The sequence below is a fragment of the Rhodococcus sp. p52 genome (assembly GCF_000763325.2).
GTDB classification, from domain to species: domain Bacteria; phylum Actinomycetota; class Actinomycetes; order Mycobacteriales; family Mycobacteriaceae; genus Rhodococcus; species Rhodococcus pyridinivorans.
The window spans coordinates 387,574-412,368 of sequence record NZ_CP016819.1 but is presented as its reverse complement, the minus strand read 5'-3'; the positions used below and the strand labels follow the sequence as shown (position 1 = coordinate 412,368).

Here is a 24,795-nt window from a genome sequence, read left to right as displayed (position 1 = left end):
GAGGTAACAGGATCGTCGTCGATCCTAACGGACGATGTGAGTGCGGTCACGCCCCGGTCGGGTCGGCTCCGGTCAGCCGCATGAACGCCCCGAGTTCGATCAGGCCGTCCGGTGTCGACGGGAGGTGATCGGTCAGGGCGCCGGACCGGACGATCACCGCCGACCACTTGCCGCGTGAGAGAGCCACGTTCGACCGGTTGCGGGACAACAGGAACGACATGCCCCGCGGCACGTCCTCGACGGCGGAGGCCGTCATCGACACGAACACCATCGCCGCCTGGCGGCCCTGGAACTTGTCGACGGTGCCCACCTGGACCCGGTGCAGACCCGCGGCGGCGAGATCCTGCCGTAGGCGGGGGACCTGAGCGTTGTACGGTGCGACCACCAGGACGTCCTCCTCGCCGAGAGGTCGCGGCGGGGAGCCGGCGTCGTCCGTCCACGCCGAGCCGAGCACGGCTGCGATGGCGCGCACGATCTCGGCGCTCTCCTCGGGCGAGCAGGTCGCATTGCCCTCGTGCGCGACCTCCACGAGCCGGACGCCGGGCGGGACGCCGTCGAGCGCGCGGCGCGTGGTGATCTCGGACTTCGACTGCAGTCGTCCCTCGTAGGACAACTCGGACACCCGCGCGCACAGATCCGGGTGCATCCGCCAGGTCACCGGAAGGAAGTAGCCGCGATCGGTGGGCAACGCACCGTGCCCTTCGGCGAGCCATCCGAGGGCGGACTCGTCGACCGGCTCGGGGTGGGTGCCCTGCGAGACCTGCGGCAGTTGGCGGGGATCGCCGAGCAGCAGCAGATTCGACGCCGCCGTGGCCACGGCGATGGTGTTGGCGAGACAGAACTGACCGGCCTCGTCGACCACCAGCAGGTCGAGGCTGCCGGGCTCGATGTAGTTCGGATTCGTGAAGTCCCAGGCCGTTCCGCCCACCACATAGCCGGTGGCGGATGTACCGATATGCGCCGCAAGGGACTTCGCGTCAGGGAAGGCGGTCCACGTCGGATCGGGGCTCTGGCATTTCGCCTTGGCGACCCGTTCCGGCGACACTCCCGCGGCGACGATCCCGGCCAGCATGTTCTCGACCACCGAATGCGACTGCGCGACCACGCCGACGCGCCGGCCGTGCTCGTTCACGAGCGCCGCCACCACCCGGGCCCCGGTGTACGTCTTGCCGGTGCCGGGTGGGCCCTGCACCGCCAGGTACGAATTCTCCAGGTTGAGAACGGTCGTGACGATCGTGCCGGCCGCGTCGTCGCCGAGCGGCGGCAGCGCGGCACCGGAGCGCAGGCGGGGAGGGATGCGGCGCAGTACGTCCACCGCCGCGGTCGACGGCAGAGCCGGCAACTCGCTGCACATCGCCTCGGCGGCGGAGGCGATCGCCGCTTCGATGTTCTTCGACGAGATCGGCGCGCCGGGAGTGACGGCCACCGGTAGCACGGAGTACTCCTCGTCCGTCCGTAGCGACTCGTCCACGACGAGCACGTCGGGATGGTCCGTCCCCGTGGTGCGTTCGACGACCACGCCGCGCGACCACGCGCGCGTCCCGGTGCCGCCGTCGGGCAGTCCGTCCGGTCCCGGAGCGTCGTACAACAGGAAGACGTCCTGCCCGGCGCGCAATGTGCTGCCCGGCTCGAACTCGCCCGCGAGGCGCAGCCGACGCCGGAGCAGTCGCCGGCGGGGCGTGGCCTTGTGCCAGTCGGTCTCGAGTGTGCACGTCGCCGCGACCAGCGTGTCGCGGGCGTCCGCCCACTCGTCGGGAGCCGTCGCCAGACGATCGAAGTGTCCCCACCAGAAAGGTTTCCGCTCGCGCCGGTGGTAGCCCATGGCCGCGGCGACGAGTGCGGCCGCCTGCTGTTCCGGGGTGCGGTCCCCCGCCAGTGCACCGCCGACGTATTCGAGGAGTTTCGTCTCGACGGGGTGTGCCTGCGCGTCGGGAGCGGCCTCGTCGTGGGTCGTCTCGGTGGGGGAGATGCCGTGGTCGCGGGCGTGGGTGAGCAGCCAGTCGCGCAGACGCAGGGTGGAGATGCAGTCGGCCTCGTTGTAGGAGGCGATCGACGCGAGTTCGCGTTCCGCATCCTCGAGGTGCCCGGCGTCGCGCAGTGCGCAGTAGTCGGCGTACGCGACGATCGAGGCGCCCGCGTCGGCGACATCGCCGTCGCGTGCCTCGCTCTCCTCGGTGTAGAGCGGTTCGAGTTTCTTCAGTCCGTACGTCCGGGCACCCACCCGGATCGAGTTGCGCACCACGGGGTACAGGTCGACGAGCACACCTTCGCGCAGCAGGTCGTCGACGATCTCCTCGCCGACGCCGTAGCGCCCCGCCAGCCGCAGCAACGCCGTCTTCTCGTACGGGGCGTAGTGGTAGACGTGCATCCTCGGGTGGCGACGCCGGCGGTCGGTGACGTAGTCGAGGAAGTCCAGCAGTGCCTGCCGCTCCTGCTCGCGGTCGTGTGCCCAGAAGGGCCGGAAGATCGGTGCGTCGGCCGGTCCCTCCACGACGCCGAACAGGTACTCGAGTCCCCACTCGGAACTGCCACCCTCGGACCACAGTGGGTCGCCTTCGAAGTCGAAGAAGATGTCGCCCTCGTCGGGCGCGGGCAGGATGCCGAGCGGGGTGGCGTCGTAGACCTCCGCATAGGGACTGTCCCGCCTCTCCTCCTCGAGCTGCGCCCGTGCCTGGGCGCGCAGGGCGTCGAAGGTGCGGCGCGCCATCCCGTCGACGGGTGCCGCGCATGCGGCGAGGTCGTCGATGGTCGACACGCCCGCCTCGATCAGCCGCAGCCGCTGGGTACTGCGCATCCCCGCGACCAGCAGCAGGTCGCGGTGACGTTCGAGTTCCGGAGTGCAGTCGTCGCAGCGACCGCAGGCGGTGTGCCCACCCGCTCCCCACCGCACCGGCCCGGGGGCAGCGCGGTGCGACGTGAGAAGGGTTTCGAGGCAGGCGCGTCGGTGCCGATAGACCGGCATGATCTCCGCGAGCGGGTAGGAGGCGATCGAGCCGTCGCCGAGGACGAGATGCGCGTGCGAGGACACCGGCGTCCCGGTGCGCGCGAGTGCGTCCGCGTAAGCGGCGAGCTGGAGCAGGGCCTCGACCTTCGCGTGCCGGGAGAGTTTGCTGTCGTAGACGGCGTAGCCGTCGTCCTCGAGGACGAGGAAGTCGGAGAAGCCGATCATGCCGAGCGGATCGGGGGCAGTGTCGGAGAAGCCGGTGTCGAAGAACGCGCCCTGATAGACGACGGGCGCGCCGGCCCGGACGGCGTCGAGGGTGGCCTGCGCCGCCTCGGTGAGCGCCTGCGCGGTGTACTCGGGCCGGGCGATCTCGACGACCTTCTCCGCACCCACCTGCGCGCGGAAGCGGTCGAGGACGCGCTGCTCGTGGCGGCCGCCGAGTGCGGCGACACGGTCGAGCATTGCGTCGGGTTCGGTGTCGGGGCGCGGGAGCCGACCGAGCGTCGAGTCGAGGTTGCGGAGCACTGCGAACTCGCACGAGGCGGCGCGGGTGAGATCTCCGGCGCCGAAGACCAGCCTGTCGTCGAGAAGAAACATCGGCAGCTCCGTCTCCGGCGTGCGGGATGCCCGGGATGGGCACGGCTGGTCCCGACTATTGCAGACAGGTCGGACCCGCCGGACCATTGTTCTCGCGCCCACCGGGCACACTGCGGCGGCCGGGCCCGCCCTCGACCCCGAGCGCGGTGCGCACCGCCAGCACGATGCCCCACGGAACGACGACCCAGATCGGCCAGAAGTAGATCGACGAGGCCGTTCCGAGCGAGACCAGTGCCCACACCACGAGATTGATCGATCCCACGGTGGTCCATGCTCCCCATTCGATGCGCTGGTGGAGCGGCAGGCGCAGACGTGGGAACGGTTTGCCGGCCGGCGGGGGCGGGGGGGGAACGAGTGTCGACGGCAGGTCGGCGAGAACGGCGCCGGCGTCGTCCTGCGTCACGGCGCGGTAGACCCGGGCCACACGCTCGTCGAACTCGCCGATCGTCAACCGTCCGGCGGTGAGATGGCGCCCGAGCTCCTCCACGATCGTTTCGCGCTCGACATCGGAGACGCGCAGCGGCGATGTCGCGATACCGGGGCCGGTGGTGTCCACCGCACAGGCGCGCATCGGCAAGTTCTGGTCGCTGACGACGAGCCAGGTCTACCGGGAACTGGCCGCGATGGAACGACAGGGACTGATCGATGCAGGGGAGAAGGGCCCGCGCGACGGCAAGCCCTACCTGCTGACCGAGGCCGGACGCACGGCTTTCGCCGAATGGATCGACCGCGAACCGGGCGATGAGAACATCCGCCATCCGCTGCTGCTGACCGTCGCCTTCGGCGATCACCTCTCGCCCGAGCGCCTCGCCTCGATGCTCGCCGAGCATCGCCGCAGACACGAGGAGCAGCTCGCCGCCTACGAACAGCAGGCGGCGGCCGACATCCTCCCGCCGCACGCCGCGGCGACCCTCGACTTCGGCATCCTCTACGAACGGGCCGTCCTCGAATGGTTCGACCGCGTGCGCGACCGTCTCGAACCCGGACCGGTCAGCGCAGCGGATCGAACGACCTGAGCAACGGATCCGGCTCGCCGGTCATCGACCCGGCGAGCAGCCGTCCGGTGAGGGGACCGAGCGCCACACCCCACATCCCGTGCCCGCCGGCGACGTACACCCGATCCGAACGGGTGCGGCCGATCAACGGGAGCCCGTCCGCCGTGCACGGCCGTGAGCCCACCCACTCCTCGCTGCGCCCGTCCCAGTCGACCTCACGCAACAGCGGACGGGTCGCGTCGACGATCGCCCGGATGCGTCGCGGGTCGAGCGGGGCGTCGGGACTGCGGAACTCCATCATTCCCGCGACCCGGAAACGGTCCTGGAGGGGTGTGCACGCCACCCGCTGGGCCGGGAAGTAGACCGGGTTCTTCGGCAGGCTCGGCGGCCGCACGCTGAAGCTGTAGCCGCGACCGGCCTGGACCTGCGTGCGCACGCCGAACGGCCGGGCGAGCGACCCGAGCCACGCTCCGTTCGCGAGTACCACCGCATCCGCCGACCGCGAGTGCCCACCGGCCACGACGACATCCACCCCGCGACCGGTGTCGCGCACCTCCTCGACGTCGACGTCGGTGACGATCTCCGCACCCCGGGCGCGGACCGCGTGCGCCAGCGAGGCGACGAACCGCGGCGGATCGATGAACCGCTGCCCCCGGATCCGGAGACCCACCCGCACCGAGTCCCCGAGCAGCGGTTCGAGCGAATGCAGCGTGTCGGTGTCGAGCAGGTCGAAGTCGATCTCGCTGCCGGCGGCACGCGCGTGCTCGAACTCCTCGACCAGCAGCCGACGGTCGTCGTCCGAGGTGAACGCCGCGAGGAACGGATCGGCGACCCGCGTCGGTTCGGTGACGATCGTGTCGCCCGACCCGCGGGCGAGATCGTCGTAGGCATCGAGGGCGAGGCGGTTGGCGCGCGCGAAGACCTTCATCGACGACGTCCACTGCCGTCTCGTGCAGTGCCGGGCGAAGTCGGCGAGGAAGCGCAGCAACCGCACATCCGTCGTGGGCGGCACGTAGACGGGCGACGACGGCCGGAACATCGAGCGCAAGCCGTAACGCAGCACCCCCGGCTCGGGTAGCGGCAGGGTCAGTGCCGGCGCGAGCCACCCGGCGTTGCCCCACGAGGCGTCACCCGCCACGCCGACCCGATCGAGCACCGTGACCTCGATGCCTCGATCCTGCAGAAACCACGCGGTGGACAGACCCACGATGCCCGCACCGACGACCACTGTCCGACGAACCGTCATCGCAACCTCCTGTGAACGACGAAGTCTGCACCTCCATCATGGACCCGGAAGCGCGAACGGGCCGGACTCGCGGACGGCTTACTATTTCCGGGGAAGTTCTGCTTGTGGAAAGGGAACCCGGAATGAGTACGAACGTCGAACAGCGTGAATTCCAGGCCGAGACGCGGCAGTTGCTGGATCTGATGATCCACTCGATCTACTCGAACAAGGACACCTTCCTGCGCGAGTTGATCTCCAACGCGTCGGACGCCCTGGACAAGCTCCGGCTGGAGTCTTTCCGAAACAAGGATCTCGACGTCGACACCTCCGACCTGCACGTCGAGCTCGAGGTGGACAAGGATGCGCGCACCCTGACCGTGCGCGACAACGGCATCGGCATGAACCGCGACGAGGTCGTCGATCTCATCGGCACCCTCGCGAAGTCCGGCACGGGCGAACTCCGGCAGAAGCTGCGCGAGGCCAAGGACGCCGCCGCTTCCGAGGAGTTGATCGGCCAGTTCGGTATCGGCTTCTACTCGTCGTTCATGGTCGCCGACAAGGTCACGCTCGTCACCCGCAAGGCCGGGGAGAAGACCGGTACGCGCTGGGAGTCCAGCGGCGAATCCACCTACACGATCGCCGAGGTCGACGACGCGCCCCAGGGCACCTCGGTGGTCCTGCATCTCAAGCCCGAGGATGCCGAGGACCACCTGTTCGACTACACCTCGCAGTGGAAGCTCGAGGAGATCGTCAAGAAGTACTCGGATTTCATCGCGTGGCCGATCCGCATGGAGGTCTCGCGCACCACGAAGTCGGAGGACGGCACCGACGAGGTGACCTTCGAGACCAAGACCCTCAACTCGCAGAAGGCGTTGTGGGCGCGCTCGAAGGACGAGGTCTCCGAGGAGGAGTACACGGACTTCTACAAGCACATCGCCCATGCCTGGGACGAGCCGCTCGAGGTCATCCCGCTCAAGGCCGAGGGCACCTTCGAGTACCAGGCGCTGCTGTTCATCCCGGAGCACGCGCCCTTCGACCTGTTCGCCCGCGAACGGCGCACCGGCGTGCAGCTGTACGTCAAGCGCGTGTTCATTATGGACGACTGCGAGGATCTCGTCCCCGAGTACCTGCGTTTCGTCAAGGGTGTGGTCGACGCGCAGGACCTGTCGCTCAACGTCTCTCGTGAGATCCTGCAGCAGGACCGGCAGATCCGGGCCATCCGCCGCCGCCTGACGAAGAAGGTCCTCGCGACCGTCAAGGACATGGCCGCGAAGGAACCCGAGAAGTACACGAAGTTCTGGCGCGAGTTCGGCCGGGTCGTCAAGGAAGGTTTGATCTCCGACACCGACAACCGCGACACGCTGCTGGCGATCTCGTCGTTCGACTCGACGGCGAGCGAGGAGGAGCAGACCACGCTCGCCGGCTACGTCGAGCGCATGAAGGACGGCCAGGACGCGATCTACTACCTCACCGGCGAGTCGCGGCAGCTGCTCGAGAGCTCCCCGCACATGGAGGCGTTCCGCGACAAGGGCATCGAGGTGCTGCTCCTGACCGACCCCGTCGACGAGATGTGGGTGACCTCCGTTCCGGAATTCGAGGGCAAGCGCTTCCAGTCGATCGCCAAGGGCGACGTCGACCTCGGTACCGAGGACGAGAAGAAGGCCGCCGAAGCCGAACGCGAGGAGAAGGAGAAGGAGTTCGGCGACCTGCTGTCGTGGATGAAGGAGACCCTCGACGAGCAGGTCAAGGACGTGCGGCTCTCGTCGCGCCTGACGTCCTCCCCGGCGTGCATCGTCGGCGACACCTTCAGCATGTCGCCCGCCCTCGAGCGGATGTACAAGGCGTCCGGTCAGCCGGTGCCGCGGGTCAAGCGGATCCTGGAACTCAACCCCGATCACCCGCTCGTGTCGGGTCTGCGCACGGCCCGGGAACAGCGTCCGGACGACGCCTCGCTCGCCGACGTCGCCGAGCTGCTCCACGGCATGGCGCTGATCGCCGAGGGTGGCGAGGTGGAGGATCCGGCGCGGTTCCCCCGCCTGCTCGCCGAGCGTCTCGCCGGAAGCGTGTGAGCCGAGCCTGTCGCCGTAGGCACGCACGCGGATAGGCTCGATGCATGACGCGTGTAGACGGGGTGTTGTTCGATATCGAGGGCGTGCTCGTCACCGAGTGGCAGCCCGTCCCGGGCGCGGCGGATGTCCTGGCACGACTGCGTGCCGACGGCGTCCGCCGCGCCTTCCTCACCAACACCACCTCCCGGACGTGCGCCGAGATCGCGCAGCGGCTCACCGATCTCGGGATGGAGGTGTCGCCGGACGAGATCGTCACCGCGGTGTCCCTCACCGTCGACCACGTCCGGCAGACCTATCCGGGTCTGCGCTGCTGGGTCCTCAACGAGGGCGACATCGCCGCGGATCTCGACGGTCTCGTGCTGGACGAGGACGATCCGGAAGTGGTGATCCTCGGTGGCGCGGGGGATGCCTTCACGCACCGGGCGATGAGTCGCGTCGCCGAACTGATGCTCGAGGACGTTCCGGTGGTCGCGATGCACCGGGCGCTCGCGTGGCAGGCCGCCGACGAGTTGCGCATCGACACCGGGGTCTACCTGGCCGGACTCGAGGAGCTCACCGGCCGGTCGGTGGTGGCGGTGGGCAAGCCGTCGCTGCGCGGCTTCCTCGTCGCGTCGGAGCGGATGGGTGTCGAACCGGATCGGATGGTGGGCGTCGGCGACGACATCGCGGGCGAGGTCGTCCCGGGGCAACGCCTCGGTATGACGGGAATCCTGGTGCGTACCGGAAAGTTTCGGCAATCCGTCCTGGACCTGGCGGTCGATCGTCCCGACCACGTCATCGACTCCGTCGCCGCTCTCCCGGGGCTCCTCGACAGTCTGTGACAGGCGGTCTCGCGTGAGATGCATGTGATCGGTACCCTACCGCCGGGGCGCCGGCCCCCCGTTCGCGCGGGGCGCTCGTTCCCCAGTTCGCGCAGACGCAGCCTTTCGCGAAGAGGCACTCCAGTGCAGAGGAGCCCGTTCTTGTCCATTCGTTCCTTCCGATCCGTTCTCACCGCGCGCCGTTCGTTCCGGGCCGGTGTACTCGTCGCCGTCGGTGTGGCCTCGGCCGCGCTGTTCGGTGGGGGTACCGCCGCAGCGGCGCCGGTGACCTGTGTGTCGCCTCCTTCTGCCAACGACATCCTGGTGTCCGATACCGCCAGCTGCGGCGCCACCGCCGAGGACGCCTTCGCTCGCGCGTATGCCGCCGACAGCGGCACCGCGGTGTCGGTCGCCGAGTCGGCCGGTGCCGCCGAAGCCCACGCGACGGGCTTCGGCACGGCGCTCAGTGCAGCCCGTGACGGCGGCCGGTCGTTCGCCTACGCGCTCGGCGGCGGACTGAGCCACTCGTGGGCTCAGGGTCCGGCGACGACCCTGTCGGTGGCCGGCTACGGGTCGGGCGCCACGGCCGACACCACCGGCGTCACGTGCGTCGGAGCCCAGTCGTTCGCGGTCAACACCGCGACGGGACAGTGGTGCGCCGTGGGGGTCGGTTCGACGCCGCGTTGAGCGAGCGCGGCACCGATGATCCGGACGACCGTGTAGTCGGTCTTTCGCGGATTTCGTGACGGGGGTGGCAGGTGCCGGTAGTCTTGCACTCGCCACCCCCGAGTGCTAAAAATGCACTTAGCACTCGCAACACGTGAGTGCCAGGTCGGTAGGGTGAGACCGGGTTTTCGACACCCCTGGTCGTCCGTCGCGGGCACTGCTTCCGGCCGAAGGCGTACATGGAGCGATCCGACGAGCGATCGCTCCGGTGTCACCCCCATACCCGGAGGATCACTTCGCAATGGCCAAGATCATCGCGTTCGACGAAGAGGCCCGTCGCGGCCTCGAGCGGGGCCTCAACAGCCTCGCCGACGCAGTCAAGGTGACGTTGGGCCCCAAGGGTCGCAACGTCGTTCTCGAGAAGAAGTGGGGCGCCCCCACGATCACCAACGATGGTGTGTCCATCGCCAAGGAGATCGAGCTCGAGGATCCGTACGAGAAGATCGGCGCCGAGCTGGTCAAGGAAGTTGCCAAGAAGACCGACGACGTCGCGGGTGACGGCACCACCACCGCTACCGTGCTCGCCCAGGCGCTCGTCCGCGAGGGTCTGCGCAACGTTGCTGCGGGCGCCAACCCCCTCGGCCTGAAGCGCGGCATCGAGAAGGCCGTCGAGGCCGTCACCGCCAAGCTGCTCGACACCGCCAAGGAGGTCGAGACCAAGGAGCAGATCGCCGCCACCGCAGGCATCTCCGCCGGCGACCCCGCGATCGGTGAGCTCATCGCCGAGGCCATCGACAAGGTGGGCAAGGAAGGCGTCATCACCGTCGAGGAGTCCAACACCTTCGGCCTCCAGCTCGAGCTGACCGAGGGCATGCGCTTCGACAAGGGCTACATCTCCCTCTACTTCGCCACCGACGCAGAGCGTCAGGAGGCCGTGCTCGAGGATCCCTACATCCTGCTCGTCAGCTCCAAGATCTCCACGGTCAAGGACCTGCTGCCGCTGCTCGAGAAGGTCATCCAGTCGGGCAAGCCGCTGCTGATCATCGCCGAGGACGTCGAGGGCGAGGCTCTGTCCACTCTGGTCCTCAACAAGATCCGCGGCACCTTCAAGTCGGTCGCCGTCAAGGCTCCGGGCTTCGGTGACCGTCGCAAGGCCCAGCTCGCCGACATCGCCATCCTCACCGGTGGCGAGGTCGTCAGCGAAGAGGTCGGCCTCTCCCTCGAGACCGCCGGCATCGAGCTGCTCGGCCAGGCCCGCAAGGTCGTCGTCACCAAGGACGAGACCACCATCGTCGAGGGCGCGGGCGATCCCGACGCCATCGCCGGTCGCGTCAACCAGATCCGCGCCGAGATCGAGGCGTCGGATTCGGACTACGACCGTGAGAAGCTGCAGGAGCGCCTCGCGAAGCTGGCCGGCGGCGTCGCCGTCATCAAGGCCGGTGCCGCGACCGAGGTCGAGCTCAAGGAGCGCAAGCACCGCATCGAGGACGCCGTCCGCAACGCGAAGGCTGCCGTCGAAGAGGGCATCGTCGCCGGTGGTGGCGTGGCCCTGCTGCAGGCCGCTCCGGTTCTCGACGACCTCAAGCTCGAGGGCGACGAGGCTACGGGTGCCAACATCGTCAAGGTCGCTCTCGAGGCGCCGCTGAAGCAGATCGCCTTCAACGCCGGCCTCGAGCCCGGCGTCGTCGCCGAGAAGGTCCGCAACCTCGAGGCCGGCCACGGCCTCAACGCTGCGACCGGCGACTACGAGGACCTGCTCGAAGCGGGCATCAACGACCCGGTCAAGGTCACCCGCTCGGCGCTGCAGAACGCTGCGTCGATCGCGGCCCTGTTCCTGACGACCGAGGCCGTCGTCGCCGACAAGCCGGAGAAGGCCGCCGCTCCCGTGGGCGACCCGACCGGCGGCATGGGCGGCATGGACTTCTGATCCGCCCCTGCGGGCGGAGAGGACTTCTGATCCGCCCCTGCGGGCGGAGAGGACTTCTGATCCGCCCCTGAGCCACACGAGGCCCGATCCCACTCCGGTGGGGTCGGGCCTCGTGCTGTTCCCCGACGATTCCGGCCTCCGGTACGGAACGATCACATATTCGTTACGAAAGGGGCTCCGCGGACGATGAATGTCACGAAAGTGTCACTTCATCCGGTTCCGGAGGTTCGTGCCGATCCGCAACCGGTCCGAGGTGCGCAGCCAGACGGATCGACGAGGGGAAGAGAATATGCGGTCGTCCTGGTTACGGCGGGTACTGCTCACGGTGGCGATGGGAACGTCGATGGTCCTCGCGGCTCCCGGAGGCGCTCTCGCGCAGTCGGTAGAAGCCGACGATCAGCGACCGGTGGGAGAGCTGACCTCTGTCGAGCACGAGAGCGACCGCACCGTCATCGCGAACGTCTACTCACCGTCGATGGACAAGGTGATCCCCCTCCGGATCCGGACGCCCGCCGACTCGAGCGAACCGCGTCCCACCCTCTACCTGATCAACGGCTCGGGAGGCGGGCAGGGGATCGCCACCTGGGAGAAGCAGACCGACGTCGAGGACTTCTTCTCGGACAAGAACATCAACGTCGTCACGCCGCTCCTCGGCGGCTACAGCTACTACACCGATTGGCGCAACGACGATCCCGCACTCGGCCGCAACATGTGGACGACCTTCCTGACGCACGAACTCCCGCCGGTCATCGACACGGAGTTCGGGACATCGGGACGCAACGCCATTGCGGGAGTGTCGATGTCGGGGACGTCGGTGCTCGGCCTCGCCACGACGGCCCCCGAGCTGTACGAGGCGGTCGGGGCGTACAGCGGATGCGCCGAGACGAGCACGCCGCTGGGGCAGTCCTACGTGCAGGCCGTCGTACGCGTCAAGGGTGGCGACCCCGAGAACATGTGGGGCCCGGTCGGTGATCCGGCCTGGATCGAGAACGATCCCTACCTCCAGGCCGAGAAGCTCCGCGGTATCGACCTGTACATCTCGTCGGGTTCGGGTCTGCCCGGCAGTACGAGCGGCTCGGATCGCGGTCGGTGAACAACGACCCGATCGGGCTCGTCGGGCAGGTGGTCGTCGGCGGCAGCATCGAGGCGGCGGTCCACCACTGCACCCAGCGGATGGCCCAGCGACTCGAGGAGTTGGACATCCCCGCCCGGATCGACCTGCGTCCGGCGGGTACGCACTCCTGGGACTACTGGGAGGACGATCTGCGCAACTCGTGGCCGCTTCTGTCGCAGGCGGTCGGACTGTAGAGGTCCCGCACAATCCACCGGAAATGCCCGATTCGATCCCGGTCGAATCGGGCATCTTCTTTCGGTCGTCATTCAACCGATAAATCGGTCGATTCGCCGTAATCGGTCGGTGAACGGGATGAATCGGGCCGAACGGAAATATCGAATTCAAACAGAAATAAATGGGTACGGACGTTCCGTTTTCTTTCCTTGACGCTGTGAGCTGGTCATATGCTGGCCCGTCCTAGCTTTCCTGCTATTGTGAATGTCATCACATCCCGATTTGCGCACTCTCGGGTCGCGCATACACGTCGAGTGTGTTGAGAATTGATGCGAGCCCGACGGAATTCCGATCGGAATTCCGGGTAGGCGAAAAGCAATCGGACGAGACCCGTCCGGTATGTGATCGGACGAAGGAGATTCACATGGACGTCATCGAACTCATCGGCTCTGCCCTCGAACTGCTCGGCGGCACCGAACTGCTCGGCACCCTGCTCGAGACCGGCAGTGCCGTTCTCGGCCTCGGCCAGTAGTTCCTGCGAGCTGAACAGCTGTGCCGCTGCCTCGCAGCGGAATACGACACCCCCGGCGGATCTCCGCCGGGGGTGTCGTCGTCTCGGCCGACCCCGTGACCCGGATCAGTTCTCGGGGATCAGCATCCACAGGGCGAGGTAGAGCAACACGGCGGTGCCGCCCGTGACGAAGGCTGCGAGGACTGCGCCTGCACGCACGAGGTTGAGGTCGACGTTGAAGTACTCGGCCAGTCCGGCGCACACACCACCGAGCATGCGCTGGGACGAGGAGCGGGTGAAGGGACGGGGTGCCTGGTTCTCGAAGTTCATGTATTCATCCTGTCGCCGTAACGGTCTCGGCACATCCGGGAACGGCCCGGATCTTCACCCTGATCTTCGTCTCGGGGTCGGTCGGACGAGCCGGCCCGAACAACGCAGAAATCACGCTGAGGGCAATGCTCGGCGACCGGGGCGCGAGGAGGCAGACTCGACCGTCGGTACTGCCGATCAGAAGGAGATCTCCCGTCATGACCGACGTCGTCCTCGACGAACAGCTCGCCGCATTGCGCCGCAGGTACGGCACCCGGGCCGCCGAGCAGGTGGCCGGACACGGTGGTTCCGGCGCGTGGAACGACGTCATCGCTCTCCAACTGGCGCATCGCTCCGTGCGAAAGTTCCTTCCCGAAGCCGTCTCCGAGGACGATCTGCGCGCGATCGTGGCCGCGGCCTCGTCCGCCGCGAGCTCGAGCAACCTGCAGTTGTGGAGCGTCGTGGCCGTCACCGACCGCGACCGGCTCGCCCGGATCGCGACGCTCGCCGGCAACCAGCCGGCGGTGTGTGACGCTCCGCTGCTGCTCGTATGGGTGGCCGACCTCGCCCGTGCGGCGCGAGTCGCCGAGCAGCACGACAAGGACCTTGTCAACGTCGACTACGTGGAGTCGGCGCTGCTCGGGGTGGTCGATGCCGCCCTCGCCGCACAGAACGCGGTGCTCGCCGCGGAATCGCTCGGCCTCGGCACCGTCTACATCGGGGCCATCCGCAACCATCCGCGTGACGTGGCCGCAGAACTGGCTCTGCCCGACCACAGTTTCGCTGTGGTCGGGCTGGTGGTGGGCCGTCCCGATCCCGAGGTGGAGTCGGAGGTCAAGCCTCGGTTGGGTCAGGATGTGGTGCTGCATCGCGAGCAGTACTCGACCGAGGAGCGGGATGCCGGCCTCGCCGCGTACGAGGAGGAGATCGCCGGCTTCTACCGCGATCAGGGTCTGGCGGAGAGCTGGGTCGAACGTGTACTCGGGCGCTTCGCGTCGCCCGGCGCGCTCGGGAGCAGGGAACAGATGCGGGAAGCTCTGCGGGAGCGAGGTTTCGGTCTGGACTGACCGCAGGGAGGCGTCAGCGGCACACGACCGTCAGGCCGACCCCGCGCCACACCTGACGTTCGACACGATCGAACTCGTTGTCGTCACTGTCGTATTCGTACTCGACCTCGGTCCGGTATCCCCGGTCGCGCTGAGCGGTCACGGTGCAGTCGCCGCCGGCGGAACCGGACCGGTTGACGATCGAGTACGGCACACCCTCCGCGGCGAGCACGGCGACCGCGGCCTGCTCGCTCGAGCCGACCACACCGGGCGCGGGTTGTGCTGTGGCAGTTCCTGTTCCGAGCAGTACTGCGGCGGTGCCGAGCGACAGGACGGCGGCGGTCGCGAGACGGGAGCGGGTGACAAGAGTACGCATGGGTTCCTCCGAAAGGGTGCTGGACCGGACATTTCGATCGTCCGCCGCGACCCCGCCCGAGCACATCCGGGCACGACCCCCATCCCGACCCTGAATTCCGGACTCGGGGTGGCAGGAACACTGGGGAACCCGGCCCCCGCCGCGTCCGGATCGGCCTAGTCTGGGCCGGTGGAGACCGTACCGATCCAGCTTCCGGGGGGCACCACGGCCCCGGTGCGCCTCTTCGCGGGACCCGACCACGAGCACGAGACACGCCGCGACGCCTCCCGCGCCGTCGTGGTGATCGTGCCGGGGCTCGGCATCCCTGCCGGTTACTACGAGCCGTTCGGGCAGGCGATCACCGAGCACGGATTCGACGCGGCGATCTGTGAACTGGCCGGCCAGGGCGACAGCCGTCCGAGGCCCGGACCCGACAGCACCTACGGCTACCACGAGATCGTCGCGACGCACTTCCCCGCTGTCTTCGAGGTGGTGCGGGAGCGCTTCCCCGACTCGACGCCGTACCTTCTCGGCCACTCCATGGGCGGCCAACTCGGGGTGCTCTACGCCGCGCGCATCCGCGGCCGGCTCGGCGGACTGATCCTCGTCACCTCGGGCACGCCCTACTACCGCCAGCACGTGGGCATCCGCGGACCGGGACTGTGGCTCGGGTCGACGGCGATGTCGCTGACCGCCGCGGTGGCCGGTTTCTGGCCCGGCGATCGCATCGACGTCGCCGGTTTCGGCCGGCAGTCGCGCGTGCTGATCTCCGACTGGGCGCGACTGGCCCGCACCGGCCGGTTCGAACCGGCCGGTGCGGACATCGACTACGAGGAACGGGTCGGGCGTCTCACGCTGCCCGTCCTGTCGATCACGATCGAAGACGACGACCTCACCCCGGTCGCGTCGGCGCAGCACCTGCTCGAGAAGCTGCCCTCCGCCGACGTCGCCCGGTGGCACAACCCGCGGGCACTGGGCCACAACGGATGGATCCGCGACAACAACGACACCGTAGCGAAGATCGTGGCCTGGCTACGCGACCGCTGATCCCGCGCGGGCAGCAGCGGCGAGCCGGACGTGCGCGTTGGGGGAGCCGTATCCGGTGTAGCCGCCGCGCCGTTCGAGGAGTTCGACCTGGAAATTGCCCTGCACCGGGAGCGTGTAGGCGTGCAGGAATTCGCCGCCGTCGTCGTTGCGGTCGTAGAGCAGGCCGTTGTCCTGCAGGACGGCGAGCAGGTCGGGGTCGAGCACGAACCGCGCGTCGAGATCCGCGTAGTAGTTCGCGGGCGGCCGGAGGAACTCCACGCCGCGCGCACGTGCGTGGCGTACCGAGTCGACGACGTCGGCCGTGGCGAAGGCCAGCTGGGTCACACCGTGCAGCTGGGGCGCAGCACCGGTCTCGGAGACGTTCAGCGCGACCCGCAGGTCACCCTTCTCCGCGCGCAGTGCGCGGATGCGCAGGCGGCCCTGCGGCTGGATGTACTCCTCGGGGTCTTCCGGCCGCAGTCCGAACAGGGTGCGGAAGAACGACAGCTCCTGGTTCAGGTCGTCCGCCGCGACCGTCACGTCGACATGGTCGAGACCGAGCCATCCCTCGTCGGCCGGGGGAGTGGCTGCCGCGTCGTCGGACACGAAGTCGTTGTGCCAGTCGTCGGTCTGCCCCGGCTCGGCACTGACGAAGACGTGCAGACCGGAGGGCGAGGTGATGCCCGGCAGGCCTGCTTCACCCTCCCCTCGGGTGCGGTCGACCGCGGGCCACAGCAGGTTCGCGGCGCGTTCGGCCACCGCGGCGACGTCGGGGGCGACGAGACCCAGCGCGGTCGCGGCGGGGGCCGGCGCGGGCTCCTCGTTCAGGACGACGTTCGCGCCGCCGTTGCGCCACCACACGACGGGCTTGCTGCGGTGCCGGCCGGCGACATGGAATCCGAGTCCGGTGAGCAGCGCCGGGTAGTCGGTGCGGTCGGGGTCGGCGAGTTCGACGAACGCCGCGTCGGTGTGCGCCGGAAGCGGCGGTGCGACCGTCACCTTCTCGCGTGCGGGCCCGGTGACCCGCGCACCGAGCCGGTCCTCGAGGAACAGCAGCGACCGCATCGCGTCGCGCGCGGTCACATGCGGATCCGCTTCGCGCACCACGTCGCTGAAGACCTCGAGCGAGAGCGGACCGTCGTAACCGGCGTCGAGCACGGCCGCGACCACCCCGGAGACGTCGAGCATGCCCTGCCCCGGGAAGCACCGGAAGTGGCGGCTCCATTCGAGGACGTTCATGTCGAGCACCGGGGCGTCGGCGACCTGCAGGAAGCCGATGCGTTCGCCGGGGATGCCGGCCAGGGCGCGTCCGTCGTCGCCGCGTGCGAGCATGTGGAAGGTGTCCACGGCCAGCGTCACGGCCGGGTGGTCGGCGCGTTCGACGAGATTCCACGCCTGCCCGACCCGGTTGACGTGGCGTCCCCAGGCGAGGGCCTCGTAGGCGAAGGTGACCCCGTGCGAGGCGGCGAGATCGCCGACGGCGCGCAGCTGTTCGGCGGACAGTTCTGGATCGTCGATCGCGGTCGGCAGCGCGTTCGAGCACGCCAGGAAGGTCGTTGCGCCGAGCTCGTTCATCACCTCGAGCTTGCGGCGGACGCGGTGCAGGACGTGGGGGAATCGCCGCGGGTCGACGCCCTCGATGTCGCGGATCGGCTGGGACAGGTCGATCGACAGACCGAGATCGGCGCAGCGCCGCGCTACCTCGGCGGGTGACAGCGGCGACGCGATGAGGTCGTTGTCGAAGATTTCGATCCCGTCGAATCCTGCAGCGGCGATCGCGTCGAGTTTGTCGGCGAGAACACCGGAGAGCGAGACGGTGGCGATTCCGCGGCGCATCAGCTGGTCAGCTCCTCGAAGTGTCGGACCATTCGTTCGGCGTCGGGTTCGACGCCCGTGAAGTACTCGAAGGCACCCACGGCCTGGAAGACGGCCATGCCGCCACCGGGCACCACGCGGCATCCGCGGGAGCGGGCGAGGTGGATCAGTTCGGTCTCGAGCGGGAAGTACACGACGTCGGAGACCCACAGGTCCTCGCGGACGAGCTCGGCGGGGACGGGCAGGCCGGGGGGGCCGGTCATTCCTGTGGGGGTCGCGTTGACCAGACCCTGCGCCGAGGCCAGAGCGCCGGCGAGATCGGTGGTCGCGCGGACCCGGTCGTCGCCGAAGCGTTTGGCCAGGCGGGTCGCGCAGGCCTGCGCCTTCTCGATGTCGACGTCGACGATGGACACGTGCGCGGAGCCCTGTTCAAGCAGCGCGTACCCGACGGCCGAACCGGCACCGCCGGCCCCGACCAGCACGGCGCGGTCGGAGACGGCCTCGGGCAGCCGGCGGCGGAACGCGCGCCCCCAGCCGGACCAGTCGGTATTGCGGCCGAGTGCGCGACCGTCCCGGAACACCACCGTGTTGACCGCGCCGAGATCGTGGGCGTCGTCGGACAACTCGTCGAGCAGGGGGATGACGACCTGCTTGAAGGGGTGCGTGATGTTGAGCCCGTCGAAGCCGAAACGCTGTGCCCAGTCGAGCATCTCGGCCAGGTTCTCGGCGCCGTAGCCGAGGCGCTCGGCGTCGACGAGGCGGTAGGTCAGGTTCAGTCCCGAGGCGAAGCCCTCCCGTTCCTGCATGGCCGGGGTGAGCGAACCGTTGATCCCGGCGCCGAACAGGCCCAGCAGGAAGGACGTACGTGCGGGCGCTGCGGTGGTCATCGGGAGCTTTCCTTCTTCTCGGTATCGAGTGCGAGTGCGGCCAGGTGACGGACGGCGAACTCGTATCCGTCGGGGCCGCATCCGGCGATCACGGCCTTCGCGACGGGAGCGACGAACGAACGGTGCCGGAACTCCTCGCGGGCGTGGACGTTGGTCAAATGCACTTCCACGATCGGTGCCGCGACGGTCACGAGCGCGTCGTGCAGTACGACCGAGGTGTGCGTGTAGGCCGCGGCGTTGACGACGAAACCGGCTGCCGATTCGCGGAGTTCGTGGACGGCGTCGATGAGTGCGCCCTCGTGGTTGCTCTGCCGGAAGTCGATGTCGAAGCCCAGGTCGTCGGCGGTGCGGCGGCACGACTTCTCGATGTCCGCCAGTGTTGCGGTGCCGTAGAGACGGGGTTCGCGCGTGCCGAGCAGGTTCAGATTGGGCCCGTTGAGCACGGCGATGATGGGACGCGCACTCACGATGCGGCTCCGGCGGGGACCGGCGTGGTGTTGCGGTCGTGGGGGAGCAGGCCGATCTCACGGGTGGGGACCTTGTGGGTTCCGGACGGTCCGGTGGCCACCGCGATCAACGAGATGACGACGGCGCCGACACAGAACAGGGCCACGCGGTACCAGTTGTCGGCGTTGCCGTCCATGAGCGACCCTGCGATGGCCGGGGTGAAGCCGGCGAGCGCGAAGCCGAACTGGGTGCCGATCGCCATGCCCGACAGTCGGACGCTGGTGGGGAAGTACTCGGCATAGGTCGCGGGCCACACCGCGTTCGGCATGCTGTAGATCACGCCGGCGAGAAGGATGCCGGTGACGAGGACGAGCGGCACGTCGCCCCGCGAGATCGACCACAGGAAGGCCGTCACCATCACGGCGCTGCCGATCAGGCCGGAGACGAAGACCGGTTTGCGGCCGATGCGGTCGGACAGCATGGCCCACAGTGGGATGGTGCCGACGGCGATGATGTTGGCGACGATTGCCAGCCACAGCATCGTGGTGTCGCTGATGCCGATGCCGTATTCGTCGGCCGTGGCGAAGTTGAGGGCGAACACCTGGAAGGCCGTGTTCACCATGGCGATGAAAGCCGCGAAGAAGACCCGCAGGACGCCGGTCCAGTGGTGGCGGAAGAGCACCGCCAGCGGCGCCTTGGGTGCCTCGGCGTGCGCCTTCTCGGCGTGGAACTCGGGGGTCTCGTCGAGGCTGCGGCGGATGAGGAAACCGATCAGCACGATCACGGCGCTGATCCAGAAGGGCACTCGCCAGCCCCACGACTGCAACTGCTCCTCGGACAGCAGGGCGATCACCGGCAGGAACATCAGCGGTGCGAGCACCTGGCCGCCCTGCGTGCCGCTCAACGTCCAGCTGGTGAAGAAACCACGCCTGTCGTCGGGGGCATGTTCGAACGACATGGAGTTCGCGCCGGCCTGCTCACCCGCGGCGGACAGTCCCTGGAGCAGTCGCAGCACGACCAGCAGGATCGGTGCGAGCATGCCGATCTGTCCGTAGGTCGGCAGACAACCGATGAGGAAGGTCGAGACACCCATCAGCAGCAGCGTGCCGACGAGGATCAGCTTGCGGCCGAAGCGGTCGCCGATGTGGCCCATCAGGATGGACCCGAACGGGCGCGCGACGTAGGCGACGCCGAAGGTGGCGAGCGACGCGACGGTCGCGACCGCCTGGTTCCCTTCGGGGAAGAAGATCTTGGGGAAGACGAGCGCAGCGGCGGTGCCGTAGATTGCCAGGTCGTAGTACTCCAGTGCGCTGCCGCTCCACGCGGCGAGGGCCGCCTTGCGGGGCGTGCGCTGCACCGTGGTGTTTTCAGTCATCGGATGCCTCGGGGGTGGGTCTTCAGTATCGGATACACGGACGTTATGGGTGTGGCGCAGCCCACGACAATCGTTTGCCATTTTTTTGCCATACTGTCCGTATGTCGGCCTCTCCGCGTTCACGGAAACGCGCCACCATCACCGATGTGGCCCGCGAGGCAGGGGTCGCGGCGTCGACGGTCTCGCGCACGTTCACCAAGCCCGGTCGCGTCAACGCCGCCACTCGCGACCACATCCTCGAGGTCGCCGACCGGCTCGGCTACGCACCCAACCCCGCCGCCCGCGCCCTCGAATCGGGACGCACCAACACCCTGGCGCTGCTGGTCCCCGACATCACGAACCCCTTCTTCTCGGGCGTGATCAAGGGGGCCGAACGCGCCGCCGTCGCCTCCGGCCGGACCCTCGTCCTCGCCGACACCCAGGAGAGCGCGACCACCGAAGCGCACATTATCCGGCGGCTGGGGCCGGCCGTCGACGGTTTCGTCCTGGCGGCCGCCCGTATGCCGGACGACGAGCTGCGGCGCGTCGCCGAATTCGACGCCGTGACCCTGGTGAACCGGGCGATCCGCGGAATCTCCTGCGTTGTCGCCGATTACGAGACGGGCACGCGGCAGATCGTCGACCACCTCGCGTCGCTCGGGCACCGCTCGTTGCTGTTCCTCGGCGGTCCGCCCGAGTCGTGGTCGGGAGCGCGGCGCTGGGCCGGTCTGCAGGCCGCGGCGCAGGCTCACGGCATCGCGGTGCGTCGCTTCGGCCCCTACTCGCCGACGCTCGGTGGCGGTGCCGCCGCGGCCGACGCCGCCGTGGCGGCCGGTGCCACCGCGGTGGTGTGCCACAACGACATGCTCGCCATAGGGGTGCTGCGCCGGATGCGGGAACGCGGGGTGTCCGTCCCGGAGCACGTGAGCGTGGTCGGATTCGACAACATCTTCGGCTCCGACCTGTGCCGGCCGTCGCTCACCACGCTCGCCGAACGCACCGAGGAAGCCGGGGCGCGCGCCATCGAGATGCTCGCCCGGCAGGCCTACGAGCGGGTCGCGGTGGCCGACGAACTCGTGCTCCCGACGCAGCTCCTCGTCCGCGAGTCCACCGGACCGGCGAGATGAGGGAGGTTGTGTGCGTCTTTCTCGACGAGAACGCACACAGCCTCCCCGAAGTTCACCGGTTCGCGAGCTTGTCCGCCAGGAAGGTGAACGTCAGCGCCGACTTGAACGCCGCCTGGGCGTTGTCGGCAGCGCCGCCGTGGCCGCCCTCGATGTTCTCGTAGTACCGGACCTCGTGACCCTGCTCTTCGAGCCGCGCCACCATCTTCCGCGCATGGCCGGGATGCACCCGGTCGTCGCGCGTCGACGTGGTGATGAGGATCGGCGGGTAGTCGGCATCCGGGTCGGTGTTCTGGTACGGCGAGTACTTCGACAGGAACTCCCACTCCGCGGGGTTGTCGGGGTCGCCGTACTCGGCCATCCACGACGCACCGGCGAGCAGCAGGTGGTAGCGCTTCATGTCGAGCAGCGGCACCTGGCACACGATCGCCCCGAACAGTTCGGGATAGCGGGTGAGCATCACGCCCATGAGCAGACCGCCATTGCTGCCGCCCTGGGTGCCGAGCTGCTCGGCCGTCGTGATCCCGCGCGCGACGAGATCCTTCGCGACCGCGGCGAAGTCCTCGAAGACCTTGTGCCGGTTTTCCTTCAGAGCCTGCGTGTGCCAGCTGGGTCCGTACTCGCCGCCACCGCGGATGTTCGCGATGACGTAGGTGTAGCCCTTCTCGAGCCACGCCCGCCCGACGCCGCCGCTGTAGGCCGGCACCATCGAGTTCTCGAACCCGCCGTACCCGTACAGCAGTGTGGGCGACGGGGTTCCGGTGTTGCTGCCGACCACGAAGTAGGGCACCTGCGTGCCGTCGTCGGACGTCGCGAAGAACTGCTCGACGGTGATGCCCTCGGCGTCGAAGAACGACAGGGCCTGCTTGATCGCCTCCACCGGGCCGCCGACCGTCCCCGACAGCAGGGTCGCAGGGATCGTGAAACCGCTGGAGTTGAGGAAGAAGTCGTCGCTGTTGAGCGGATCGACGTCGATGATCGAAGTCGACGTGGCATCGGGGACGTCGGGCAGTTCCTCGTCCGACCAACCGTCCTCACCCGGTGTGAGCACCCGCACGCGGGTCTGCACGTCGCGCAGTGTGACGACGAGCAGGTGATTCTGCGTCCACGCGTACTGCTCGAGCGAGGTGTGCTCGTCCGGGGCGAACAGCACCGTCACCTCACGCGAGCCGGCGAGGAAGGCCGGATAGTTCGCGGCGAGCAGCGTGCCGGCGGGATGGCCGAGCCATTCGGAGCGGGTGCGCACGAGCAGGTGGTCGCGGTACACGCTCACCCGCGCGTCGTCGGGAACATCCAGTTCGACGAGCTCGCCGTCCGCGGTGAGTTCGAAACGCTGCGCCCGGTAGAAGTCGATCGCGCGGTCGACGAAGCTGCGCTCGTATCCGGGAGTGTTGTCGTACCAGGCGGAGACAGCGACATCGGTGCGCTCACCTTCGAAGACCGTCTCGGCCTCATCGATCGGAGTGCCGCGCCGCCAACGCTTCGCGAGTCGCGGATAACCCGAGTCGGTGAGCGACCCGTCGCCGAAATCGCTTCCCACATAGACGGTGTCGGAGTCGATCCACCCGATGTCCGTCTTCGCCTCGGGTAGTTCGAAACTGTCCGGGCCCGAGACGAATCGTCGCTCGACGAGATCGAACTCGCGGATCACACTCGCGTCGGCACCACCGCGCGACAAGCTGATGAGCGCGCGGGTCTGATCGGGCCGCAGCACCTGGGCACCCGACCACACCCAGTTCTCGCCCTCTTTCTCGGCGACGGCGTCGAGGTCGACGAGGACGTCCCATTCGGGTTCGTCGCGCAGGTACTGCTCCATCGTCGTGCGACGCCACAGGCCGCGTACGTGCTCGGCGTCCCGCCAGTAGTTGTAGAGGTACTCGCCCCGCCGACGCGCATAGGGGATGCGGGCGTCGGTGTCGAGGATCTCGCGGATGCGGGATTCGAGGTCGGTGAAGCTCTCGGTGCGGGTGTACTCCTCGACCGTTCGGTCGTTCCGGGCACGCACCCAGTCGAGTTGTTCCTCGCCGGTGACGTCCTCGAGCCATAGGTACGGATCGGTCGTGTCGTCGCTCATGATCCATTCATACCCGCCCCGCACGTGCCTCCGGCGGCAGGCAGACTGTGACCTCGTGCAGATGCATCCGTCGGACGCGCGCCGGGAATGGCTCGGCGACCGCATCCCGGGCGACCTGTTCGCCCTCTACTGTTTCGACGCCCCCGCGACTCCGGTCGCCGACGTGCTCGACGAACTGCGGTCGCGGGCGGCGGTGATGGGGGAGCTGCAGGTACGGATGGTCGAGGTACCCGCGGGTCTCGACTATCCCTACTGGGCAGCGCACACCCCAGCAGAAGACCGGTTCGTCGTCCACGAATCCGGCAGCTACGAACAGATGCTCGTCGCGCTGTCCGGGCTCGTCGCGACCCGCGTCGACGTCACCGTCTCGCCGTGGCGACTGCACGTCTTCCCACATGTCACGGGTGCTCCGCGCGGGAACGGTCCCGCCCTCGTGGTCGTCCTGCAGATGTCGCACGCCTTCGCCGACGGGGTGCGCACCTCCGCGCTCGCCCGCGATCTGCTGGCGGGCACCGCGACACCCACGACACCGCCGCGCGCCCTCTCGCCCGCCGGGATGCTTACGCGTGCCGTCCTGCGGCTGCCGTTCTCGATTCCACGGGTGATCGCCGACGGGCGGCGGTCGGTGGATGCGGCGCGACAGCTCGCCGACCCCTCGGTGCCGCCACCCACCCCGGGGAGGCCGCTGGTCGCTGTGAACACCGCACCTGGGCCGCGGCGGACGGTCCGCACACTCGTGTTCGACTCCGCCGCCCTGCGCAGCGTCGGCACGGTCACCATCGGCGCGCTCACGGCCATCGGCGCCGCCCTGTCGCAGTTCCTCGGCGTCGACGAACTGTCCGCCGAGGTGCCGGTCGCGGTGGCGCCGGGCACGGCCCGCAACAGCTACCGCAACGTCGGCGTCGACCTGCACTGCGCGCTCCGCGAACCGCACGAACGTGCCGCGGCGATCGCCGCCGACCTGGCGTTGCAACGGATCCGTGCGCGGCCCCCCGCCATGGCGATCCGGGTCCGCACCGACGACCACGTCCCCGCACCGTTGCTGCGGTTCGGTACCGACCGACTCGACCTGTCCGTCGTCCCACCCACCGTCACGGGCAACACCGTCGTGTCGAGCGTCTACCGAGGTCCGGCCGACCTGGAACTCGGTGGCGGGCGGGTGCGGTTCACCTCGGGCTTCCCGGGCCTGTCGCCCGTGCAGGCGCTCACCCACGGCGTGCACGGGATCGGCGACACCGTGACCCTGTCGGTGACGACCTCCCCGGATGTCCTCGACGCGGCAGGTCTCGCTCGGTACGTCGCCCTGCTGCACGAGGCGGTCGCCTCGCTGTAACGT

Annotated in this window: 18 protein-coding genes and 2 pseudogenes; 10 read left to right on the top strand and 10 right to left on the bottom strand. The window is 68.7% G+C overall.

Going from position 1 to position 24,795, the window contains the following annotated elements; genetic code table 11:
- Positions 1 to 46 precede the first annotated feature (46 nt).
- Together IM25_RS01820 and IM25_RS01815 are read right to left on the bottom strand one after the other, a co-directional pair.
- Positions 47 to 3,541: a TM0106 family RecB-like putative nuclease gene (locus IM25_RS01820; protein WP_065995690.1), complete on the bottom strand. Its 3,495-nt coding sequence runs from the start codon at positions 3,539 to 3,541 to the stop codon at positions 47 to 49.
- A 55-nt stretch (positions 3,542 to 3,596) separates the two neighbouring features.
- Positions 3,597 to 4,097, bottom strand: coding sequence for a DUF1707 SHOCT-like domain-containing protein (locus tag IM25_RS01815; RefSeq protein ID WP_232333371.1), 501 nt, complete (start codon positions 4,095 to 4,097; stop codon positions 3,597 to 3,599).
- Here IM25_RS01815 and IM25_RS01810 point away from each other — a divergent pair.
- Positions 4,087 to 4,557 (top strand): annotated as a pseudogene (locus IM25_RS01810) (PadR family transcriptional regulator); the annotation flags it as partial. The gene IM25_RS01815 and the pseudogene IM25_RS01810 overlap by 11 nt on opposite strands.
- Here IM25_RS01810 and IM25_RS01805 read toward each other — a convergent pair.
- Positions 4,532 to 5,782 carry an NAD(P)/FAD-dependent oxidoreductase gene (locus tag IM25_RS01805; RefSeq protein ID WP_033096167.1) on the bottom strand — a complete coding sequence of 417 codons (1,251 nt, stop codon included), beginning with the start codon at positions 5,780 to 5,782 and terminating at the stop codon, positions 4,532 to 4,534. The pseudogene IM25_RS01810 and the gene IM25_RS01805 sit on opposite strands and share 26 nt — an antisense overlap.
- 122 nt (positions 5,783 to 5,904) lie before the next feature.
- On the opposite strand from IM25_RS01805, the gene htpG reads away from it, so the two are divergent.
- From htpG to IM25_RS01780, 5 genes and pseudogenes are all read left to right on the top strand, one after another.
- On the top strand, positions 5,905 to 7,830 hold the full coding sequence (gene htpG, locus IM25_RS01800; protein ID WP_065995689.1) for a molecular chaperone HtpG: 1,926 nt from the start codon (positions 5,905 to 5,907) through the stop codon (positions 7,828 to 7,830).
- A gap of 44 nt (positions 7,831 to 7,874) precedes the next feature.
- Positions 7,875 to 8,651, top strand: coding sequence for an HAD-IIA family hydrolase (locus tag IM25_RS01795; RefSeq protein WP_065995688.1), 777 nt, complete (start codon positions 7,875 to 7,877; stop codon positions 8,649 to 8,651).
- A 141-nt stretch (positions 8,652 to 8,792) separates the two neighbouring features.
- Positions 8,793 to 9,317, top strand: a complete 525-nt coding sequence (locus IM25_RS01790) for a DUF6764 family protein (protein ID WP_016691625.1) — start codon at positions 8,793 to 8,795, stop codon at positions 9,315 to 9,317.
- Positions 9,318 to 9,597: 280 nt separating this feature from the next.
- Positions 9,598 to 11,223, top strand: a complete 1,626-nt coding sequence (groL, locus tag IM25_RS01785) for a chaperonin GroEL (protein WP_024101799.1) — start codon at positions 9,598 to 9,600, stop codon at positions 11,221 to 11,223.
- Positions 11,224 to 11,512: 289 nt separating this feature from the next.
- Positions 11,513 to 12,531: pseudogene (locus tag IM25_RS01780) on the top strand (alpha/beta hydrolase).
- A gap of 617 nt (positions 12,532 to 13,148) precedes the next feature.
- Here the strand turns inward: IM25_RS01780 and IM25_RS01775 are convergent.
- Positions 13,149 to 13,352: a PspC domain-containing protein gene (locus tag IM25_RS01775; protein ID WP_006553621.1), complete on the bottom strand. Its 204-nt coding sequence runs from the start codon at positions 13,350 to 13,352 to the stop codon at positions 13,149 to 13,151.
- Positions 13,353 to 13,549: 197 nt separating this feature from the next.
- Here IM25_RS01775 and IM25_RS01770 point away from each other — a divergent pair, with 197 nt between their 5' ends.
- The gene (locus tag IM25_RS01770) at positions 13,550 to 14,398 is read left to right on the top strand and encodes an NADPH-dependent oxidoreductase (protein ID WP_033096165.1); all 849 of its coding nucleotides are present in this window, start codon (positions 13,550 to 13,552) and stop codon (positions 14,396 to 14,398) included.
- A gap of 13 nt (positions 14,399 to 14,411) precedes the next feature.
- Here IM25_RS01770 and IM25_RS01765 read toward each other — a convergent pair whose 3' ends face one another.
- The gene (locus IM25_RS01765; protein ID WP_006553618.1) at positions 14,412 to 14,753 is read right to left on the bottom strand and encodes a hypothetical protein; all 342 of its coding nucleotides are present in this window, start codon (positions 14,751 to 14,753) and stop codon (positions 14,412 to 14,414) included.
- A 168-nt stretch (positions 14,754 to 14,921) separates the two neighbouring features.
- Between IM25_RS01765 and IM25_RS01760 the strand changes: the two genes are divergently transcribed.
- Positions 14,922 to 15,779 (top strand): alpha/beta hydrolase family protein, encoded by an 858-nt coding sequence (locus IM25_RS01760; RefSeq protein WP_006553617.1) that lies wholly within the window; start codon positions 14,922 to 14,924, stop codon positions 15,777 to 15,779.
- Here IM25_RS01760 and IM25_RS01755 read toward each other — a convergent pair.
- Genes IM25_RS01755 through IM25_RS01740 form a run of 4 tightly spaced genes read right to left on the bottom strand, consistent with a single transcriptional unit; the run spans position 15,765 to position 20,282 of the window.
- Entirely contained in the window at positions 15,765 to 17,594 is a 1,830-nt protein-coding gene (locus tag IM25_RS01755; protein ID WP_065995687.1) for a sugar phosphate isomerase/epimerase and 4-hydroxyphenylpyruvate domain-containing protein, read from the bottom strand. The genes IM25_RS01760 and IM25_RS01755 overlap by 15 nt on opposite strands.
- A complete protein-coding gene (locus tag IM25_RS01750; RefSeq protein ID WP_065995686.1) occupies positions 17,594 to 18,460 on the bottom strand; it encodes a shikimate dehydrogenase in 867 nt (288 codons plus the stop codon). The genes IM25_RS01755 and IM25_RS01750 overlap by 1 nt, the downstream gene beginning before the upstream one ends.
- Positions 18,457 to 18,927, bottom strand: coding sequence for a type II 3-dehydroquinate dehydratase (gene aroQ / locus IM25_RS01745; protein ID WP_033096162.1), 471 nt, complete (start codon positions 18,925 to 18,927; stop codon positions 18,457 to 18,459). The genes IM25_RS01750 and aroQ overlap by 4 nt, the downstream gene beginning before the upstream one ends.
- Positions 18,924 to 20,282, bottom strand: coding sequence for an MFS transporter (locus tag IM25_RS01740; protein ID WP_033096161.1), 1,359 nt, complete (start codon positions 20,280 to 20,282; stop codon positions 18,924 to 18,926). Before IM25_RS01740 ends, aroQ begins: the two co-directional genes overlap by 4 nt.
- A gap of 101 nt (positions 20,283 to 20,383) precedes the next feature.
- Here IM25_RS01740 and IM25_RS01735 point away from each other — a divergent pair, with 101 nt between their 5' ends.
- Positions 20,384 to 21,388 carry a LacI family DNA-binding transcriptional regulator gene (locus IM25_RS01735; RefSeq protein WP_033096160.1) on the top strand — a complete coding sequence of 335 codons (1,005 nt, stop codon included), beginning with the start codon at positions 20,384 to 20,386 and terminating at the stop codon, positions 21,386 to 21,388.
- 52 nt (positions 21,389 to 21,440) lie between these two features.
- Here IM25_RS01735 and IM25_RS01730 read toward each other — a convergent pair whose 3' ends face one another.
- Positions 21,441 to 23,459 carry a prolyl oligopeptidase family serine peptidase gene (locus tag IM25_RS01730; protein ID WP_033096159.1) on the bottom strand — a complete coding sequence of 673 codons (2,019 nt, stop codon included), beginning with the start codon at positions 23,457 to 23,459 and terminating at the stop codon, positions 21,441 to 21,443.
- Between IM25_RS01730 and IM25_RS01725 the strand changes: the two genes are divergently transcribed.
- A complete protein-coding gene (locus IM25_RS01725) occupies positions 23,458 to 24,792 on the top strand; it encodes a wax ester/triacylglycerol synthase domain-containing protein (protein WP_084295059.1) in 1,335 nt (444 codons plus the stop codon). The two genes, IM25_RS01730 and IM25_RS01725, sit on opposite strands and share 2 nt — an antisense overlap.
- Positions 24,793 to 24,795: the final 3 nt, after the last annotated feature.

What these genes read in the sequence shown, in the direction of transcription:
- IM25_RS01820 (WP_065995690.1), bottom strand. Translation starts at nt 3,541, where the DNA reads ATGTTTCTTCTCGACGACAGGCTGGTCTTCGGCGCCGGAGATCTCACC.
- IM25_RS01805 (WP_033096167.1), bottom strand. Translation starts at nt 5,782, where the DNA reads ATGACGGTTCGTCGGACAGTGGTCGTCGGTGCGGGCATCGTGGGTCTG.
- htpG (WP_065995689.1), top strand. Translation starts at nt 5,905, where the DNA reads ATGAGTACGAACGTCGAACAGCGTGAATTCCAGGCCGAGACGCGGCAG.
- IM25_RS01795 (WP_065995688.1), top strand. Translation starts at nt 7,875, where the DNA reads ATGACGCGTGTAGACGGGGTGTTGTTCGATATCGAGGGCGTGCTCGTC.
- groL (WP_024101799.1), top strand. Translation starts at nt 9,598, where the DNA reads ATGGCCAAGATCATCGCGTTCGACGAAGAGGCCCGTCGCGGCCTCGAG.
- IM25_RS01775 (WP_006553621.1), bottom strand. Translation starts at nt 13,352, where the DNA reads ATGAACTTCGAGAACCAGGCACCCCGTCCCTTCACCCGCTCCTCGTCC.
- IM25_RS01770 (WP_033096165.1), top strand. Translation starts at nt 13,550, where the DNA reads ATGACCGACGTCGTCCTCGACGAACAGCTCGCCGCATTGCGCCGCAGG.
- IM25_RS01765 (WP_006553618.1), bottom strand. Translation starts at nt 14,753, where the DNA reads ATGCGTACTCTTGTCACCCGCTCCCGTCTCGCGACCGCCGCCGTCCTG.
- IM25_RS01755 (WP_065995687.1), bottom strand. Translation starts at nt 17,594, where the DNA reads ATGCGCCGCGGAATCGCCACCGTCTCGCTCTCCGGTGTTCTCGCCGAC.
- IM25_RS01750 (WP_065995686.1), bottom strand. Translation starts at nt 18,460, where the DNA reads ATGACCACCGCAGCGCCCGCACGTACGTCCTTCCTGCTGGGCCTGTTC.
- IM25_RS01740 (WP_033096161.1), bottom strand. Translation starts at nt 20,282, where the DNA reads ATGACTGAAAACACCACGGTGCAGCGCACGCCCCGCAAGGCGGCCCTC.
- IM25_RS01735 (WP_033096160.1), top strand. Translation starts at nt 20,384, where the DNA reads ATGTCGGCCTCTCCGCGTTCACGGAAACGCGCCACCATCACCGATGTG.
- IM25_RS01725 (WP_084295059.1), top strand. Translation starts at nt 23,458, where the DNA reads ATGATCCATTCATACCCGCCCCGCACGTGCCTCCGGCGGCAGGCAGAC.
- IM25_RS01730 (WP_033096159.1), bottom strand. Translation starts at nt 23,459, where the DNA reads ATGAGCGACGACACGACCGATCCGTACCTATGGCTCGAGGACGTCACC.